14 protein-coding genes and 2 pseudogenes are annotated in these 17557 nt (G+C 70.4%); 4 read left to right on the forward strand and 12 right to left on the reverse strand.

Annotated features, from left to right (window positions below):
- Nucleotides 1–115 precede the first annotated feature (115 nt).
- From gap to ACIRP2_RS28000, 6 genes are all read right to left on the reverse strand, one after another.
- Nucleotides 116–1114, reverse strand: coding sequence for a type I glyceraldehyde-3-phosphate dehydrogenase (gene gap, locus ACIRP2_RS27975; protein WP_404254932.1), 999 nt, complete (start codon nt 1112–1114; stop codon nt 116–118).
- 101 nt (nt 1115–1215) lie between these two features.
- Entirely contained in the window at nt 1216–2172 is a 957-nt protein-coding gene (locus tag ACIRP2_RS27980; protein ID WP_404254934.1) for a GlxA family transcriptional regulator, read from the reverse strand.
- 435 nt (nt 2173–2607) lie between these two features.
- A complete protein-coding gene (locus ACIRP2_RS27985) occupies nt 2608–3297 on the reverse strand; it encodes a hypothetical protein (protein WP_404254936.1) in 690 nt (229 codons plus the stop codon).
- A gap of 459 nt (nt 3298–3756) precedes the next feature.
- Nucleotides 3757–4266, reverse strand: coding sequence for a GNAT family N-acetyltransferase (locus ACIRP2_RS27990; protein WP_404254938.1), 510 nt, complete (start codon nt 4264–4266; stop codon nt 3757–3759).
- 313 nt (nt 4267–4579) lie between these two features.
- On the reverse strand, nt 4580–5500 hold the full coding sequence (locus ACIRP2_RS27995) for an RNA polymerase sigma-70 factor (RefSeq protein ID WP_404254940.1): 921 nt from the start codon (nt 5498–5500) through the stop codon (nt 4580–4582).
- Nucleotides 5497–6702, reverse strand: coding sequence for an NAD(P)/FAD-dependent oxidoreductase (locus tag ACIRP2_RS28000; protein ID WP_404254942.1), 1206 nt, complete (start codon nt 6700–6702; stop codon nt 5497–5499). Before ACIRP2_RS28000 ends, ACIRP2_RS27995 begins: the two co-directional genes overlap by 4 nt.
- A gap of 168 nt (nt 6703–6870) precedes the next feature.
- Between ACIRP2_RS28000 and ACIRP2_RS28005 the strand changes: the two are divergent.
- Both ACIRP2_RS28005 and ACIRP2_RS28010 read left to right on the forward strand, forming a co-directional pair.
- A pseudogene (locus ACIRP2_RS28005) lies at nt 6871–7203 on the forward strand (metalloregulator ArsR/SmtB family transcription factor).
- Nucleotides 7200–7946 carry a DUF2071 domain-containing protein gene (locus tag ACIRP2_RS28010; protein WP_404254944.1) on the forward strand — a complete coding sequence of 249 codons (747 nt, stop codon included), beginning with the start codon at nt 7200–7202 and terminating at the stop codon, nt 7944–7946. The pseudogene ACIRP2_RS28005 and the gene ACIRP2_RS28010 overlap by 4 nt, the downstream one beginning before the upstream one ends.
- 304 nt (nt 7947–8250) lie before the next feature.
- Here ACIRP2_RS28010 and ACIRP2_RS28015 read toward each other — a convergent pair whose 3' ends face one another.
- Both ACIRP2_RS28015 and sigJ read right to left on the reverse strand, forming a co-directional pair.
- Nucleotides 8251–9792: an ArnT family glycosyltransferase gene (locus ACIRP2_RS28015; protein WP_404254946.1), complete on the reverse strand. Its 1542-nt coding sequence runs from the start codon at nt 9790–9792 to the stop codon at nt 8251–8253.
- Between the two features lie 268 nt (nt 9793–10060).
- Entirely contained in the window at nt 10061–11011 is a 951-nt protein-coding gene (gene sigJ / locus ACIRP2_RS28020; protein ID WP_404254947.1) for an RNA polymerase sigma factor SigJ, read from the reverse strand.
- Between the two features lie 156 nt (nt 11012–11167).
- On the opposite strand from sigJ, the gene ACIRP2_RS28025 reads away from it, so the two are divergent.
- The gene (locus tag ACIRP2_RS28025) at nt 11168–12325 is read left to right on the forward strand and encodes an LUD domain-containing protein (protein WP_404254949.1); all 1158 of its coding nucleotides are present in this window, start codon (nt 11168–11170) and stop codon (nt 12323–12325) included.
- A gap of 175 nt (nt 12326–12500) precedes the next feature.
- On the opposite strand, the pseudogene ACIRP2_RS28030 reads toward ACIRP2_RS28025, so the two are convergent.
- A pseudogene (locus ACIRP2_RS28030) lies at nt 12501–12587 on the reverse strand (TetR family transcriptional regulator); the annotation flags it as partial.
- 337 nt (nt 12588–12924) lie between these two features.
- Here ACIRP2_RS28030 and ACIRP2_RS28035 point away from each other — a divergent pair.
- A complete protein-coding gene (locus ACIRP2_RS28035; protein WP_404254951.1) occupies nt 12925–13899 on the forward strand; it encodes a LuxR C-terminal-related transcriptional regulator in 975 nt (324 codons plus the stop codon).
- Nucleotides 13900–14021: 122 nt separating this feature from the next.
- Here the strand turns inward: ACIRP2_RS28035 and ACIRP2_RS28040 are convergent, their stop codons facing one another.
- The 3 genes from ACIRP2_RS28040 to ACIRP2_RS28050 all read right to left on the reverse strand — a co-directional run bounded on the left by ACIRP2_RS28040 (nt 14022) and on the right by ACIRP2_RS28050 (nt 17368).
- Nucleotides 14022–15242, reverse strand: coding sequence for a hypothetical protein (locus ACIRP2_RS28040; protein WP_404254953.1), 1221 nt, complete (start codon nt 15240–15242; stop codon nt 14022–14024).
- A gap of 222 nt (nt 15243–15464) precedes the next feature.
- On the reverse strand, nt 15465–16769 hold the full coding sequence (locus ACIRP2_RS28045) for an MFS transporter (RefSeq protein WP_404254955.1): 1305 nt from the start codon (nt 16767–16769) through the stop codon (nt 15465–15467).
- Nucleotides 16766–17368, reverse strand: coding sequence for an ArsR/SmtB family transcription factor (locus tag ACIRP2_RS28050; protein WP_404254957.1), 603 nt, complete (start codon nt 17366–17368; stop codon nt 16766–16768). The genes ACIRP2_RS28045 and ACIRP2_RS28050 overlap by 4 nt, the downstream gene beginning before the upstream one ends.
- Between the last annotated feature and the right edge of the window lie 189 nt (nt 17369–17557).

A 17557-nucleotide genomic window follows, 5' to 3' on the forward strand; every position in this document is an offset into this window, starting at 1 on the left:
TGCCCCCGGCTGGGGTGCTTCGTTCGGGTCAGGCCGGGCGGCGGGGCTCGCCGGTCCGGCCTGACCGAACGGAGGCCCGGGTTCTGAGGCAGGTGGAGAGTGTGCCGACGTCCGGTCAGTGGGCGGCGATGAGTTCGAGTGTGTCGATCACGCGGTTCGAGAAGCCCCATTCGTTGTCGTACCAGGCGACCACCTTGATGTGGCGGCCGTCCACGCGGGTGAGGGCCGCGTCGAAGATCGATGAGGCGGGATTGCCCGTGATGTCGGAGGACACGAGCGGGTCGTCCGAGTACTCCAGGATGCCGGCGAGCGGGCCCTGCGCTGCGGCGCGGTACGCCGCCAGCACGTCGTCGCGCGTCACGTCGCGGGCGACGGTCGTGTTGAGTTCGACGATCGAACCCACCGGAACCGGTACACGGATCGAATCGCCTGCCAGTTTGCCGTCGAGGTTCGGCAGTACGAGGCCGATCGCTTTGGCGGCGCCCGTCGTGGTCGGCACGATGTTGACGGCGGCGGCGCGGGCGCGGCGGGCGTCACGGTGCGGGCCGTCCTGCAGATTCTGTTCCTGGGTGTAGGCGTGCACCGTCGTCATGAAGCCGTGCTCGATGCCGGCGAGCTCGTCGAGGACCGCGGCCAGCGGTGCGAGCGCGTTGGTCGTGCACGAGGCGTTCGAGATGATCGTGTGCACGGCCGGGTCGTACGCGTCGGTGTTGACCCCCAACGCGAGCGTGACGTCGGCGCCGTCCGACGGCGCACTGACGAGCACCTTCTTCGCGCCTGCGTCGAGGTGGGCGCGGGCAGCAGTGGCCGACGTGAAGCGGCCGGTCGCCTCGAGCACGATCTCGACGCCGAGCTCGGCCCACGGCAGCTGCGCCGGTTCGCGTTCGGCGAGCACCGTGATGCGACGGCCGTCGACGACGAGGACGTTCCCGTCGACGGTCACCGGGCGGCCGAGCCGGCCGGACGTCGTGTCGAACGCGAGCAGCCGCGCGAGGGTGGCGGGCTCCGTGAGGTCGTTGACGGCGACGACCTCGAGGTCGCTGTCGCGTTCGAGCAGTGCGCGCAGCACATTGCGTCCGATGCGGCCGAATCCGTTGATGGCGATACGAGTCATGAGTGGTGTCCCTTCGGTTCGCCATCAGGTTCGCTTGCGGCATTCGCCCGTGACAGCGGCGTGAGTGCCACGGCTCGAAAGGATCGCGCCACGGCGGCGGGCTACTCGCCCCGGGTGAAGGTGCGCCGATACTCGCTCGGCGTGGTGCCGAGGATGCGCTGGAAGTGCAGCCGCAGGTTCGCACCGGTGCCGAGGCCGGTGTCGGCGGCGATCTGCTCGATGCTCCGTTCCGAACGTTCGAGCAGCTCGCGGGCCACGTCGATGCGGGCGCGCATGACCCACTGCATCGGCGTGTATCCCGTGTCTTCGGCGAAGCGCCGCGAGAACGTGCGTGGCGACACCGTCGCGTGCCGGGCGAGCACCTCAAGGGTGAGGGGCTCGCCCAGCCGGTGCAGCGCCCACTCGCGGGTGGCGGCGAACCGTTCGCCCAGGGGCTCGGGCACGCTGCGTGGCACGTACTGCGCCTGGCCGCCGCTGCGGTAAGGGGCCGCGACCAGGCGTCGGGCCGCGTGGTTCGATGCGGCCACCCCGAGGTCGCCGCGCAGAATGTGCAGGCACAGGTCGATGCCCGAGGCGGCGCCGGCCGACGTCAGCACGCTTCCCTCGTCGACGAACAGGACGTTCTCGTCGACCCGGAGGAGCGGATGCTTCGCCGCAAGCGCGCGTGTGTAATGCCAGTGAGTCGTGGCGCGCTTGCCGTCGAGCAGGCCCGTGGCGGCGAGCGCGAAGGCCCCGGTCGAGATGGCGGCGAGGCGTGCGCCCCGATCGTGGGCCGCGATCAGCGCATCGACGACGGGCTGGGGCGGGTCGTCGCGGTCCGGGAACCGGTAGCCGGGGATGAATACGATGTCGGCCCACGCGAGCGCGTCGAGGCCGTGGGCGACGCAGTACGACAGGCCGTCGCCACCGGTCACGAGACCGGGCGAGGCGCCGCACACCCGCACCTCGTACGGCATGCTCGCGCGGGTCGTGAACACCTGAGCAGGAATGCCGACATCGAGCGGCTTCGCGCCCTCGAGAACAAGGACGGCGACGCGATGCAGGCGGGAGACTGGCACGGGAAAAGAATACGAGGGGATGTGGGAGTGGGCCGTCCGGGCAGGAGTCCGAGGACGGGATCGTCGGGTCCCGACGGGAGCCGGAGGCCTGTCGGCGGACGGACCCACGCGTTCGGGTCAGGGAACTCGACCATGTCTGCGCCGAGATCCTTGAGGAACCGGCCGACATCGCCGCACTGCGTCCTGGTCGTCAGCCGATGCCACCTCTCCTGGTGGCCCGGGGCGGCGGACGTGCGCGGCAAGCCGGTACCCGACCCGGCCTCCGGCGCCGGCTTCCGCCTCGAGGAGCTCAAGCGGCGCGGCGCCGCGGAGGTGCTCGAAGTCGATATCTCGGGTGAAATGCCGCCCAGAGCAAGGGATTTGGAGGAGCGTGGTCCCGGCCGGCCCGCAGCGAAGACGTCGGCGGTTGCCCGTCGACACGCATGTGTGAGCGGCTCATGACGGATGGGGACGCGCCGTGTTGTCGGGACGGCGTGCGAAGTGATGTTCCGGTTGGCCGGTCGTCGGCGGTGGCGGCAGCTCGGCGTGCGTGACCGTGTACCCGCCCCTGGTCACCGGGGCGTACGGGGCGGGGGCCATGCAGGTACCGACCGGGGCCTCCTCGGGCTGGGTGCCGTTGTCCGTCAGCAGGTTCACGCCGTTCCAGGAGAAGCCGACGCGGTCGGCAGAGCGGCCCTCGTCCTTGCCTCCGTCGTAGACGCTCAGCCCTACCCGGTGCCCGACGGTGGGCGGTCCGCCGGGGCTCACTTCGGTGATGACCGCTGTCAGCGTCGCTGTTCGCGGTCCGGTGACCAAGCAGTCCACGCGCCCCTTGGACGTGTACGTGATGTGCCGCTCGGCCGAGTAGTGAGAGATCTCGATCGTCCCCCGCGCGTCGGTGGGCAGACCCGTGGGGATCGCGGGCAGGGGACGGCTGTACGGGACGCCATGGGCGTCGAAGGTGAACGAACGGATGTCGTCGTCCTTGTAGTAGGGCAGCACGATCTCGCCGCTTCCGACGACGCTCGCGCGGATCGGCTTCTCCTCCCCGTGTCCGGGGGAAGCGACGGCGGAACCGGACAGGGTGAGACCTGCGGCGAGTGCGGCCAGGACGGCCATGGTCCTGCCCCGTGAAAGAGACGCCATGACGATCTCCTGCCTTTCTTGAGGAGCCGGTGTTCGTCGTGATCCATCCTGCGAGTTCGTATGGTCCCGGTCATCCGTCGGCAGGCTGGACGTCCCGGCGTTCACTCACGACGTGCGGCGTAGATGTCGTCGACCTCAGGTCGCATGCCGCGAGTCGGCCGAAGCCCGTGTCGGGGCGGTCGGCTCCTGGCATGCGCTCCAACGGCAGCGGTCGGTCGGCCTCGTGGAGTCTGTGGCCCACGTGCGGACGCCGCCCCGGCCGGTGACCTGAGCCGCGCGCACAGACCGCGTACGGCATCGGCGCGCGCATCGTCCCGATCACCGCGGGCCTCGGCCACACTCTGGAGAACTGCAACCTTGTTGGTGGCGCCGGGTGTTACGGATTGCACAACACCCTCGGACACGGGGTTGCGTCCGTTGCCGCCGAGCCCTGCTGGGCGGCAACGCTGCGTCCGGTGTTCAGCCCTGAGTCGTAGCCGGGGCGGTGAACGAGATCCAGGTATCGGGTGGCAGGTCCGGGCGACCCGGTACCGCTCTGCGTTCCTCGGCCCATGCATCGCCTGCGATCTCGGCAGCGACGCGGCGCCAGAATCCGACTGCGGCGTCGTTGCTCTCCTGGAAGGCGACTTCCCAGGGCCCCGGGTGCTTCGTCACGACCTCCTGCACGGCGCGCAGCCCGATCCCTGTCCTGCGTACGCCACGCACCACGAAGAAGCTGCTCAGTACGCGCGTCGGGCCTGTCAGGCTGCGGACGAACGCGAGACCGACGGGGAACTCGCCGCTGGTCACGAGATAGGGCGCCCAGTCGGCCTGCGTGAAGGCGGCGTGGAGCCGATCGCTTCGGAAGGTTCCGTCCGGGCGGGGCAGTGCACCGCTGAACTCCGACATGTCATGTCGAAACATTGACCAGAGGCGCTCCAGTGTCGGTCGGTCGGCCTCATCGGCGAGGCGTACGGACAGCTCGGTCATGAATCTCCTCCATGTTCGGCGGTCGGGTGGTGTCCGGGGCAGCACCGGGTTGTTCGATTGCGGCAGGACGGTGGTGGTCTCCCGCTGTGCCCGGGTCGGAGCCGGGTATGAAAAAAGCCTCCCCGGCGGAGGCGGGGCCCGGCCGGGAAGGCGTAAATGCTGGGAGAAACTATCAGACTCCAGCAGAGTCTCCGCTCTTGCGGCGGGGACTCAGGCCGTCCTGCACCGGCATGGGGGCGTCCGTCGCTGCTTCGAGCCGATCACCGGGTTCGCAGGCTTTCCCGCACCCGGCGGCAGCGCGCGGTGGCGGTGCTCACCGTGTGCCGATGCCATGAGTGGTGCCGTCGGTGATGGCCTTGAGCTTGTCCGGGTTGGCCACGTTGTGGATGGCGGTGATGCGGCCGTCGGCGTCGAAGTCGAAGGTGACGGTGGCGATCACGCGGTCCGGCCCGCTGAACACGATGCCCGGCCCACCGTTGATCCGGACGAGTCGGGCCTTCATGTCAGCAGGCTCGACGCCCTGGTAGGTGACGGTGCCGATCGCCGCGAACCAGGCGGCCACCGTGGCCGCGCCCACGACCGGGCGCAGGGCCTGGCGGACCTTGCCGCCGCCGTCGGTCCACAGGGTGACGTCCGGGGAGAGCAGTTCCATCAGCGAGTTGACGTCCCCGCCGGTCGCGGCGGCGAAGAACCGCTCGGTGGCCTCGCGCTGCCTCGACCTGTCGGCGGCGAAGCGCGGCCGCCGTGCCCGCACGTGCTCGCGGGCCCGGTGCGCGGCCTGTCGCACCGCGGCTTCGGAACGTTCCACCGCCTGCGCGATCTCGGCGTGGCTGAAGTCGAAGACTTCCTTCAGCACGAACACCGCGCGCTCCAGCGGGCTGAGCGTCTCCAGCACCACCAGCATGGCCATCGACACCGATTCGGCGTCCGAGACGATCTCGGAGGCGTCCTCGCCGGTGAGGATGGGCTCCGGCAGCCACGGACCCACGTACGTTTCGCGCTTGTGCCGGGTGGAGCGCAGCCGTTCCAGCGCCAGGTTCGAGACGATCCGCGTCAGATACGCCTTGGGGTCGGCCACCTGCGAGCGGTCGGCGGCGGACCACTTGATCCAGGCGTCCTGGACCGCGTCCTCGGCATCGGCGGCGGAGCCGAGGAGGCGGTAGGCCACGGAGAACAGCAGTCGCCGGTGCTCGTGGAAGACCTGCTGGTCGGGGCGGGCGGCCAAGTCGGTCACCGGGCCTCACCGAGCCGGGTGAAGCGGCCTCCTCGGGGCCAGAACGCGCCCGAGGCGGGCATCTTCTTCATACGGCCGTAGGTCGGCCAGGGCGAGGCAGTCACCGTCTCCTTATACCGGGCCGCCAAGCGGCCGGTCAGGTGAATTCGCCGGGGGCTGTCGTCGGGGCGCGTGAACTGCACCACCGCGTCGTGCCGACCCAGGCTCACCGGCGTGTGGTAGTAGCCGAAGCGGAACGGCTTGGGCTGCTTGCCCTTCAGCACACGGTCGATCGACAGTGCGGCGTGCACCCCGGTCGGCATGCCGCCCTGGCAGGTGCCGTGCATGACGCCGTAGCCCTGGCGGATCGCGGCCGCGTCGCCGACCGCGTACACGTCGGCGTGCGACACCGACCGCAGCGTGGCGTCGGTGACGATGCGTCCGCGCCCGTCGACCGTCAGCCCGGCGGCGGCCGCCACCGGGGACACCCGCGTGCCACTGGTCCACAGAACGGTGTCGGCGGCGATGCTCTCCCCGCCCGCCAGTTCGACCGCGTCAGGCAGCACCTTCACCACCTCGACCCCGGCGCGCACCCGGACGCCCAGCCGGTCGAGCGCGGCCTGCACGTACGCCTTGGCCCCGGGGTTCATGGCCGCACCGGGCTCGGCCCGGCCCAGCAGCACGACGTTCAGCTCCGGGTGCTGTTCGGCGATCTCCGCAGCCGACTCGATGCCGGTCAGCCCGCTGCCGACGACCACCACGGTGCCGCTGCCGAGCCGCCCCAGCCGGGCGGCGAGCAACTCGGCGCCCTGGGCACTGCTCAGGGTGTATGCGTGGTCCTCGGCGCCAGGCACCGTCGAGGTGTCGGCGGCCCCGCCCAGCGCGTACACCAGCGTGTCGTAGTGCAGCACCCGGTCGTCGTCGATCCGCACGGTCTTGGCGCCCGCGTCCATCGCCGTCACCCAGCCGCGCACGAACCGCGCGCCCGTGCCCTCCAGCAGCTCCGGGATGCTCAGCTCGGCGGTCCGCTGCCCGGTCCCCGTCATGTGCAGCCGCATCCGCTCGGTGAAGCGCTCCTGTGCGTTCACCAAGGTCACCTCTACGCCCTCGTGCCCCTTGACCCGGGCCGCGAGCTGGATCACCGCGGACATGCCCGCGTACCCCGCCCCCAGGACCACCACGCGGTGCGCGGTCGCGGTGCCGGTCCTCTGCTGTGCGTTCATCGTTCCGTCCTCCTCGGCTCGCTTGCTGACGCCCACCAGATGGGAGCCGGCGGCCTGGACGTGACATGGTCCGGATGTGATGCGCGACACAGCCTGAGTCGGGGCCCGCCGAAAGACGGGCGCGTACGACGGTTGCTAGACATTTAGCCAAGATGCTAAATATGAGCTGTGACGGAAGCTCAGGATGAGACAGGGGTCTTCCGGGCCCTCGCCGATCCGACGAGACGTCAGATTCTTGAGGACCTCAGAGACGGCTAGCTCGCTGCCGGCGAGATCGCGAGCAGGTTCCCGATCAGCGCGCCCTCCGTCTCACGGCATCTCGGCGTGCTCAAGGGGGCCGGCCTGGTCATCGAGCGCCGCGAGGGCAAGCGGATCCTTTACACATTGGCCGAGGATCGCCTGGCGATCTGCATCGGCCGGTTCCTCAGCACCGTCTGCCCCGAGCAGATCGTGCTGCGCCACACCAAATGGCGCCCAACGGCGCAGAGCGAGGGGTCATGAGGCAGCCGCGATTGACCAGCGTCATCGAGCGACGACTTCTGGTGAATTACCGGGTCGCCCCGGACGCCGCGGCACGCCTGCTCCCCGAGCCGCTGCGCCCCCATGTGGTGCACGGCTACGCGGTCGCGGGTATCTGCCTCCTGCGCCTGGGGAATGTCCGACCGTCCTGGGCGCCCGCTATGGTTGGGCTGCGGAGCGAGAACGTGGCGCACCGGATCGCCGTCGAATGGGACGGACCGGACGGCGTGGAGACCGGCGTCTACATCCCACGTCGCGACACCGCCTCGCGGCTCAATGCCTGGGCCGGTGGCCGTGTCTTCCCCGGAGAACACGGCCTGGCAGATTTCCAGGTGCACGAGACACCCCGGCAGGTGCGTGTCGCGTCGGCGACCCGGGACGGCGACACTCGAGTGGATGTCACCGTCGAGCTGTCCGACGAGTTGCGAGAGAGCAAGCTCTTCGCCGATCTCGCCGAGGCTTCCCGGTTCTTCCGAGGTGGGACAAAGGGCTTCTCGGCGACCAGGTCCGGCCGTCACCTGGACGGCATGGAACTCCAGACCACTGCCTGGCGCGTGGAAGCCGGCCGGATCCGAACCGTCGCGTCCTCCTTCTTCGACGCCCCGGACCGCTTCCCGCTGGGGACCGCGACCCCGGACTGCGCTCTGGTCATGCGGAGTGTTCCCGCTGACTGGCGGCCACTCCCGGTCATGGCCATGAACCGAGACGCTCGACTCGCCGGCTGAAGCGCCCGGTAACACCCCTGTGATTCATGGCACTCCCGGTTCCCGGCAACCGTGCCGCCCGGATGTGGTGATCGGCCGGTCAGGGCTACGACTTCCGGGGCGATGCGGTCTGCTTTGCGCAAGTGCGGGATCGGGACAACGCATCCGATCCCACGGACCGAGTCCGCAACCGGAACGAGCCCGGGTTCCGGAGCGGTCGGCCCCCGGGGTTCGACAGGGCCCGGGACGGAATCCACCCTGCCGTGGTGATCTCGGCAGGCCCGGGACACCTCGCGCTGTCCGTCCCGTACCGCGAGGGTGCGTGTCACGCGTAGTTGCGCAGTTCGGGCCACATCGTGCCCCAGGGGCGGTGGGGGCCGGTGCAGACGTAGACGTGGCCGCCCCATTCGATGTTGTGCACGCCGGCCGGGTTGGAGAGGGTGGCGGCCACGCGGACGTGCCGGAAGTAGTGGCGCAGATGGGCAGCGTATCCGGGGGCGTACTCGGGGCCGGGGGCGACGGCCACCACGGTTGTGGCGTGCGGGTTGCCGGATCCCCACCACCAGTCGGTGTTCTGGGCGCCCGCGGCGGTGGGCAGTCCGGCGCTGCGGCCCAGTTCGTTGACGGCGCCGGCCTCGCTGTAGTCCGCCGCGAAGACGACCGCGTTCGCGCGTTGCCCCGGCGGGAGCCCGGCCCACACCTGCCGCACGGTGCCGACCAGTTGGGGCCAGCCCAGGGTCTCTCCCGATATCGGGCTCGTGCCGTACGTCCAGGCCACGGAGGAGGACGGCAGCACCGGCAGCACGATCACGGCGGACAGCGCGGCCGAGACGGCGGCCCCGACCACCAGACCGCGCAGCCGTTCCGGGCGGGAGTGCAGCCACCCGTCGAGTCCCACCGCGCCGGCCGCGAGCAGGCACACGTACAGCCCGCCCAAGTAGTACACCTGCGCTCCGGTCGTCACGGCGAACAGTACGAACAGCACGGCGTACGCGGTCACCAGGCACCGCCACAGCGGCCGGCCGGACCGTCGGAGGAACCGCAGGCCCGCCACCCACAGCACCGTCATCGCCAGACACGACATGCTGAGCTGCCCCACGATCCAGGTGAGGATGTTCCCCGCGCCTCCGTGCTCCCCGTTCAGTGCCCGCGTCATCGCGAACATGGCCCAGCCGTGCCGCGCCTGCCACCACAGGTCTGGCAGCACGAACAGCACAGCGATCACCGCACCCGCGAGCAGCCGCCGGTCGGCCACGGTCCGGCGGGCCGGGCCGAGCAGCACCGCTGCCAGCAGAACGGCCCCGAAGATCGCCGCCAGGTGGTTGAACTCCGCGCCGAGGCCGACCAGCGCCCCCGCGGCGAGCCACCACCGCGTGTCGCCGGTGCGGCCGATCCGCACGACCACGAGCGCGATCGCCGCCCACGCCAGCATCTCGTACGACGTCGTGTTGGCGACGTGGCCACTGCCCAGCAGCACGGGCATGGTGCCCGTCGCGATCGCCGCGAGCAACTGTGCCCGCCGCGCACCGCCGAACTCCCGCGCGGTCAGCCCGCCCACGACCACCGTGCCCGCGGCGGCGAGTGCGGGCCACAGCCGCAGACCCGCCTCCGAGACCCCGAACAGCGACAGCGAGACCCGGGCCAGCAGCGGCGCCAGCGCCGGCTGGTCCACGTAACTCGCCTGGAGGTGCCGGGCAGAGTCGAGGAAGTACAGCTCGTCGCGATGGAAGCCGTAGCGCGAGGACAACGCCATCAGTACGACGAAGACCACCCCCGCGACGACCAACACCCGCCGGTCCAGCGGGACGATCCGCCCGGCGCCCTCCCCGGCCCCGTCCGCCCGTCCCACGTCAGCCGCGTCCGCCATCCCCGCCACCCCCGGTCCTCGGCCCCTCGGACGCGTCTCCCACGGCCGGGGCGGCCCGGAGCTCACGGCTCTCGGGCCGCTCGTACCCTACGCACCCGGCCCGCGCGCGGTGAAGCGCCGTCACCCGCCACCGCCAGACGCAGTTGCGGTACCAAGTCCCCGCGATCGGCGGCCGCTGATCGCGCACGGGGCCGTTTCGCCCCAAAACCCCCTCGGCTCCGGGGCGCTTCGCGCCCCCACGGCCACCGCCGGCCCGTGAGGACGGTTCCTACAGCTGCCATGGGCGGAGCTTGTCCGGGTTGCGCACCGCCCAGATGTGCGTGATCCGGCCGTCGTCGGCCACATCGAACGCGAACACCGTCTCGATCCGGCCCTCGGACTCGACCACCAGGCCCGGCAGCCCGTTGACCGTGCGTTCGAGGATCGTGCGGGGCGGCGCGAACCGGGCGATCGTGCGGTACAGATGGGCGATCCGCTCGGCGCTCTCGATCGGCAACAGATGGGCGATGGCGCGGCCACCGCCGTCGGAGATCGCGGTGGCGCCCGGGTCGAGCAGGCTGAGCATGGCCTCGAAGTCCTGCGCCTCCCAGGCCGCCTTGAACCGTCGGACGACGCTCGCCTGCCGGGCCGCGTCCGGGCTCGCCTCGGCCCGCGCGGCGGCGATGCGACGGCGGGCCGAGGACGCCAGCTGACGGCACGCCGCCGGGCTGCGGCCGACGATCTCGGCCACCTCGGCGAACGGGTAGCGGAAGATGTCGTGCAGCACGAACGCGACGCGCTCGGCCGGGGTCATCGACTCGAACACGACCAGGAAGGCCATGGTCACCGACTCGTCGAGGGTGATCCGGTCGGCCGGGTCCATGCCGGCGCCGCCCGCCGCCCCGGCGATCCACTCGGCCGGGTCGGGCAGCGGCTCCGGGATCCATTCCCCGACGTAGGTCTCCCGCCGGGAGCGCGCCGAGCCGAGCAGGTTCAGGCAGATGCGGCTGGTGACCTTCGACAGCCAGGCGCCCGGGGACTCGATGGCCTCCTGCTGCGCCCGGGACATCGCGTACCAGCGGGTATAGGTCTCCTGGACGACATCCTCCGCGTCGGCCAGGGACCCGAGCAGCCGGTAGGCGAGATTGAGCAGCTGTCGACGCTCGCTCATGATCGTGCTCAGGCCCGGGTCCCGCTGCTCGTCCGCCTGCCGCTGTGCCTGTTCCGGCGGGGTGGTCATACGCTCTTCAGCTCCCTCGTTCACGTTCGTCCCTTTCTCCATGACGACGAATCAGAGCGGCGGAATGTGACGTGGGCGGCTCGCCTCACATTCGGCGGGGCTGTGTTGTCGGACTGGCGAAGAGGAGCACACCATCCACAGGACAGGACGCTGAGCATGAACGACTTCCAAGAGATCGCCGACCGTGTCGAGATCGATGCGCTGCGCGGCGAGTTCACCGACGCGGCGATGATGCGGGACCGTGCCCGCCTTGCCGCGCTGTTCACCCCCGACGGCGTCCTGCGCATGCCCAACGTCCCGGTCGAGCTCATCGGCCGGGAGGAGATCCGGACCGGAGGCGAACGCCTGCAGAGCCAGTGGGACTTCTTCGTGCAGAACAGCCACCCGGGCACGATCCGGATCGACGGCGACACCGCCACCGGTCGCACCTACATGCAGGAGATCGCGCGTCTGCTCGACGGCCGCTCGGGCCTGAACTTCGCCATCTACCACGACACCTACCGGCGTACGCCGGAGGGATGGAAGTTCGCCGAGCGGGTCTACGAGGTCAGGTATGTCGACACCACCCCTCTGGGGGGTTCGGCGCCCGGCCCCGACGCCCAGGAGACCGGCCCCGACGCCCAGGCGTCCGGCTCCGACAAGGCCGCGGAGGACGGCCGGGCACCGGAGGCCGTTGAGCCGGACGCGTCGGCCGCCGGGGCGGCCGACGACTTCGGCGCACCGGCGTCCGCCGAGCGACTGGACCGGGCACTCGCGGCGCTGCGGGCGAACGGCTTCACCGCCGAACTGCTCGACGACGCCGCGGCGGCCCGCGCCCGCATCAAGGACCTGATACCGGAGGGCGCGGGCGTGTTCACCGGGGCCAGCGAGACGCTTCGGCTCTCCGGCATCACGCAGGACATCGAGACGGGCGACCGCTACCAGGCCATCCGGCCGCGCGTGCTGAAGATGGACCGCGCCACCGAGTTCGACCGGATCCGCCGGCTGACGGCCACCCCCGACGTCTTCGTCGCCGGCGTCGCGGCCGTCACCGAGACCGGATCGCTCGTCATCGCCTCGGGCAGCGGCAGCCAGTTGCCCGCCTCCGCCGGCGGCGCCGCAAGGGCGATCTGGGTCGTCGGGGCGCAGAAGGTGGTACCCGACCTGAGCACCGCACTGCGCCGGGTCGAGGAGCACGCCCTTTCGCTGGAGACCGCGCGCACCCAGGCGGTCTACGGGCAGCCGAGCGCGGTCAACCGTCTGCTCGTCCTCAACGCCGAGCCGACGCCCGGGCGCGGCACCGTCCTGTTGCTGCGCGAGGCCATCGGCTTCTGACATACCGCGCGGTGAGGACGCCGGAACCGTGCAGGGCGGACGGCGAGCCGTATCGGGTTCGCCGTCCGCCCGGTGCCCTGCCCCATGCGGGAGCTGCCGCGTCAAACGGCCCTCACTCCAGTTCCACGCGAACCCGACGCCAACCGGGCCCAGAACCGACCTGGGCTCCTTCTCATACGCAGGTGATCTCGGCCGCGGCCTGCTCGGGGTCGGGCAGCCCGGCCCCGGTGCACACGCCGACCGGTCTGCGGGTCTGAAGTGCCTGTTCACCGTGGCGTTCACACCGGCACGGCCTGCGTGACATCGCCAGCGTCGGCACAGGATGAGCGACGGGCCACGCACCGCACTCGCAGCACGACTCCAGGCCGAGACCGGATTCCACACCCGTGGAGCCCCTGCTACCGGCGGGCGCGGACCGACTGCCGGCGTCTCCGTCGGCGCTCTCACCGGCGCTTTCACCAGCGCCGCTCGTCGCGCCGTCTGCTCCTGGTCCGCGTGATCATGCCGGTGTTAGGGTGACGATCTTTGGCGGAATGACAGCCACCGTAGAAATGGGGTCGGTGGGGTGGTGCCGTGCGGTGCCGCCGGGTTGGGGGGACATGCGCACGCTGCGCCCGTTGCAGGCTCTCGGGCTCTCCGCGACAGCGGAGGCCGCCTACCTCGCGCTCGTGGAATGGGGTCCGCAGACCCCGACCGAGCTCACCGACCGGCCGACGCTGGTCGATTCGCCGCTCGACGGTCTCAAGGACGCCGTCGCCGAACTCAGCGACATCGGTCTGGTGTCCCGTACGGAGGGCAGGCTGACCGCCCAGCCGCCTCGCGCGGTGCTGGAGGCGGTCGCCGAGCGGCGCGCGCGCCAGGCCCGGATCGCCTACGAGAGCGCCACGGCCCTGTCGCAGTACTGGCTCGACCACACCGCCGGAGCGAGCTACGTCGAGGTCGTCGACACCTCCGAGCGGCGCGGGGAGATCCAGTCGCGGGTGCACAACGGGGCCGTGTCCCAGGTGCGCGCGCTGTCGATCGGGCCGGTGGGCGGGGGAGACCGGATGCCGGAGGTGGGCCCCGGAACGTTGGACGCGCTGGACCGCGGGATCGCCTACCGGGTGGTGTACAGCGCCAACATCCTGCAGGACCCCAAGGCGCTGGAAGTGGCGCACGAGTGCGTCGCCCGGGGGGAACAGGCCAGGGTCTTCCCCGATGTCGCGCTGAACGTGCTGGTCTGCGACGACCGTTTCGCCGTGGTCTCCGTCGCCGCTCCGAACCGTACGGGACACCACAGTGCCGTCGTGCAGCCGTCGGGGCTCCTGGACGGGCTGATCGGCGTCTTCGAGTCGTACTGGCAGATCGCCGTTCCGCTTCCGCCGGCCGGTGAGGCCGTCAAGAGCGAGGCGACCGCCGAGGGGCGGCAGCTCCTGAGCTACCTCAGCACGGGGCTGACCGACGAGTCGATCGCCCGTGAGCTCGGGGTGAGCGAGCGCACCGTCGCCCGGCGCATCGCCCGCCTCCAGGAAATGCTCGGCGCCAAGACCCGGTTCCAACTCGGCGTTCAGGCCAGCCGTCGCGGCTGGCTGTGATCCCGGGCCGCGGCCGGGCTCGTGACGCGGGCGCGCGGGGCGGGCCGGTGCGTGATCCGGCCCGCCCCGCGCGGGTTCTCAGCCGCTGAGGCGTTCATCGCCCCGCGGTGGGGTGGTGACCGTTACTTGCCGTCCGGCTTGACCAGGTCGGGCAGCTTGGCCTCGAAGAGATTGTCGAACGCGAGGGCAGGCAGGATGTGGCCCTGGTTCGGCGCCTCGTTGGCCACGCCCGCCGCCCAGGTCGCCGAGTTGAGCCGCTGGTTGGGCGTGCCGTGGTGACCGGAGCTGGTGAAGCTGCAGTCGCCGACCTGGTAGAACGACTTCTCGGACTTGAGGACGCGAGCGGCGTTCAGCGACTCGCCGCGGGAGTGGGTCAGGAAGTACGTGCCGAACGCGTCCGCCATGAGTTCGGTGCGGCGGGTGGCCTCCGGACCGCTCAGGTCGCTCTCGAAGAGGTTCTTCTGGTACTGGACGTGGTGACCGAACTCGTGGCCCAGGATGCCGCGCGGCGCGACGTCGCCCAGGTTCACCGCGTTCATGCCCTGCAGGATGCCGTCACCCATGATGATCCGGTCCGTGATGCCGAGCGGCTCCGGGTCGTCCTTCTCGCTGTAGGCGAAGGCGTTGAAGGTGAAGATCGGGTTGGCGCCGCCCTGGAGGACGGGCTCCGAGTCGACCAGCTCGATGAACATGTCGGCCAGGTCGAGGTTCTCCTCGGGCGTGCCGCCGTACAGCACGGAGAGCGTGCGGGCGAGCCGGTCCGGGCTGGTGAAGACGTCCGCGCCGTGCATGGGGATCAGTTCGATGCGCGCGGAGTCGATGTCCCAGAAGCGCTTGAGGTTCTTCATCTCGGAGTTGAGCTGCTGGGTGTACTCACCCTTGACGCCGAACGTGTTCGACGACGACTCCTTGCCGTAGATCAGCGCGTCGTAGGTCGGCATGTCGAAGCCGCCGAAGAGCGAAAGAATGAAGATGGTCCACGGGTCCTGCGCGTCATCGAGGAGGGAGTTGGCGTACTTCGACAGATCGGTCGTCTGGCACTGGTAGTCGCCGGGGTTGATCGCGCTGTCGCGGATCTGCTGCCACTCCTCGCCCTTCAGACCGTACTTGGCCTTGGCCGCGTCGAGGCGGGCCTCCCAGTCGGCAGGCAGCTTGGCCAGGATCCGGTCGACGACGGCCTGGTGCTGCGGGTCCATGGAGGAGGTGTCGATGGAGGACTGCAGCGACCGGCTCGCCGCAGTCGTGACACCGGTCGCGTCAGCGGCGTGCGCGGGAAGCGCCATGCCAAAGCCGCAGGTCGCGGCGATCGCCAGGCTCGCTGCCACAGACAGGGTCTTCTTCACGAGGTCTCCTTTCGAGGGTGCCCCGGTAGGGCATCCAAGGGCGAGGCTCAGTCTGTAAGTCCAACTACCGGATCAAGAAGCGTCGTTCACTGTCTGAAACCGGCATGTCTGGAACCTGACAGCTTCGTGGATCCCGTCACGTGTCAGCTGTCGACGGTCCGGTCTCCGTGCTTCGGGCCGCGCTCTTGGAGGGGCAGGGCGGCCGGAGGCTTCACCTCTGTGTCATCGAGGTGCCGGTCGGCTGCCCGTCTCGGTGCCGCCGTCGATGGCGAGTGGGGCGTCGGAAGCCAGGGAACGGATGCGCGGTATGGGTGAGGGGAGCAGCCAGAGCAGCGACAGGGCTCCTCCGACGGCGGCCGTGATCAGGGTTGCCCTGAGTCCCATGGAGGTGGCCAGCGCGCCTCCGACGACGGCGCCGATGGGGCGGATGCCGTAGTTGACCGTGCTGTAGGCGCCGGCCACGCGACTGCGCATGCCGTCCGGTATCACCGCGGTTTGCAGGGAGTTGAGGTTGACGTCGAACAGCATGACGCCGATGCCCGAGAGGAACTGCGCAACGCCCAGGGCCCCGGCGCGGGCCCATGTCGGACCGTCCGCTGCGGCGGCGATGGCGATGGGGGCCGGGAACAGGACCGCGCCGACCGCGATACTTCGTCCCACGCCGATCCATCGCGAGACCCTCGGGGCTGTCACCGCGCCCAGGAGGGCTCCGGTCGATCCGATTCCGAGGGCCAGCCCGATGATCCCCGGGGACAGGGCGAGGACCCGGTCGGCGAACAGCACGATCAGGCCGGTGCCCGATACGAACGTGAAGAAATTGACGGTCGTCGCGCAGCCGAGGCTCGCCCGTAGTACTGGGTGACGAACCACGAAGGCCAGCCCTTCACGAGCACGGTGCAGCAGCGATGGTTCTGCTGTCCTGCCGGTGGAAGCGGCCGGTTCGTCGACCCGGATCGGCCTCAGCAGGGCCGCGGAGGCGAGGAAGGACAGGGCGTCGACGATCACGGCGACCGGCGCGGACAGGGCCTGGACGAGTGCACCGCCGACGGCGGGGCCCGCGACGTGGGAGACGGACCGGCTGGCGCTGAGCTTGCTGTTCGCGTCGACGTAGGACGAGCGCGGCACGAGGCGGGCGAAGAAGGGCGGATACGCAGTGTTGAACAGCACCGACGCGGCGCCCGTCAGCAGTGCCACCGCATACAACTGGCCGAGCGTCACGGCGTCCAACAGGTATGCGGCCGGCAGGGTGAGCAACACGCACGCACGCGTGAGATCGGCAAGGACCATCAGTCGACGCTTGTGGGTCCGGTGATCGACCCAGGCGCCCAGCACGATGGCGAGGAGGTTCGGGGCCCAGACGAGGGCGGTCAGCCACGCGACCTGGTTGGCCGAGGCGTGCAGCGCCGTCACGGCGATCAGGGGTAGTGCGAGTTCGGAGATGCGGTCCCCGAATTGCGAAACGGACTGCCCGGCCCAGAAGCGAACGAACCGCCGGTCCCGCCACAGTGATGTCCGCGGGGAGTTCATGCGATCTCGCCCGCCTGCTCGTCGTCGGTGCCCTCCGGGAGCAGGTAGCGCAGTAGCCGGACACCACGAGCACCGCTCGGCCGCTGGGCCGGATCGCGCCTCACGTAGGGGGCGAGGACGGTTTCGATGGCATCCTCGATCGCCGCGAGTTCCTCGGCGGACACCACGACGCGGGTGTTCGCCAACCCCGCCAACCTGCTCCACACCGGATCCAGTCCGGGTTCGGTCTCACTCGCCCACCGACGCGGCAGGTCGGCGGAGTTGGCGAACATCTCCTGCGACAGCACCCGTGCCGCCGACCGGCCCTCCTTGTCCTCCGGCATCTCGAACCGGAACCCTTGTGCCGCGGCCTCCCACCTCCGTTCCCTGCGATCGGTTCCAGGCTCGGCGTCGTGAACCAGTCCGAAGCCCGCCAGGTGGCGCAGATGCCAACTGGTCACGGACGGAGTCGCCCCGACATCCGGTGACAGTTGCGTCGCCGTCGCGGGCCCGTGCCGTTGCAGGCGTTCGAGGATCGCAAGCCGCACGGGATGCGCCAGCGCCCGCATGGCTTTCGGATCGGTGATCTCAATATCGCCCAGGCGATTACCGTGCTCCATGACCTGAGAGTGTCCTCTCACAATGTGTGAGAGTCAACTCTCACACATTGCTCCGGAGGCAGCGAACCCGCTCTGCTCGCCCGACGGCTCAGCCGCCAGGCCGCCCACGTGTCCGCGGTGGGATCCGAGACGGATTCCGGTGCTGGATCCTGCTCATTCAGGAACGGCCGAAGTCCCGGAGGAATGCGC

This window comes from Streptomyces sp. NPDC101194, assembly GCF_044767885.1.
GTDB lineage: Bacteria > Actinomycetota > Actinomycetes > Streptomycetales > Streptomycetaceae > Streptomyces.

Coding starts and splice junctions, on each gene's coding strand:
- gap (WP_404254932.1), bottom strand. CDS start 1,114: ATGACTCGTATCGCCATCAACGGATTCGGCCGCATCGGACGCAATGTG.
- ACIRP2_RS27985 (WP_404254936.1), bottom strand. CDS start 3,297: ATGGCGTCTCTTTCACGGGGCAGGACCATGGCCGTCCTGGCCGCACTC.
- ACIRP2_RS27990 (WP_404254938.1), bottom strand. CDS start 4,266: ATGACCGAGCTGTCCGTACGCCTCGCCGATGAGGCCGACCGACCGACA.
- ACIRP2_RS28000 (WP_404254942.1), bottom strand. CDS start 6,702: ATGAACGCACAGCAGAGGACCGGCACCGCGACCGCGCACCGCGTGGTG.
- ACIRP2_RS28010 (WP_404254944.1), top strand. CDS start 7,200: ATGAGGCAGCCGCGATTGACCAGCGTCATCGAGCGACGACTTCTGGTG.
- ACIRP2_RS28015 (WP_404254946.1), bottom strand. CDS start 9,792: ATGGCGGACGCGGCTGACGTGGGACGGGCGGACGGGGCCGGGGAGGGC.
- sigJ (WP_404254947.1), bottom strand. CDS start 11,011: ATGACCACCCCGCCGGAACAGGCACAGCGGCAGGCGGACGAGCAGCGG.
- ACIRP2_RS28025 (WP_404254949.1), top strand. CDS start 11,168: ATGAACGACTTCCAAGAGATCGCCGACCGTGTCGAGATCGATGCGCTG.
- ACIRP2_RS28035 (WP_404254951.1), top strand. CDS start 12,925: ATGCGCACGCTGCGCCCGTTGCAGGCTCTCGGGCTCTCCGCGACAGCG.
- ACIRP2_RS28045 (WP_404254955.1), bottom strand. CDS start 16,769: ATGAACTCCCCGCGGACATCACTGTGGCGGGACCGGCGGTTCGTTCGC.
- ACIRP2_RS28050 (WP_404254957.1), bottom strand. CDS start 17,368: ATGGAGCACGGTAATCGCCTGGGCGATATTGAGATCACCGATCCGAAA.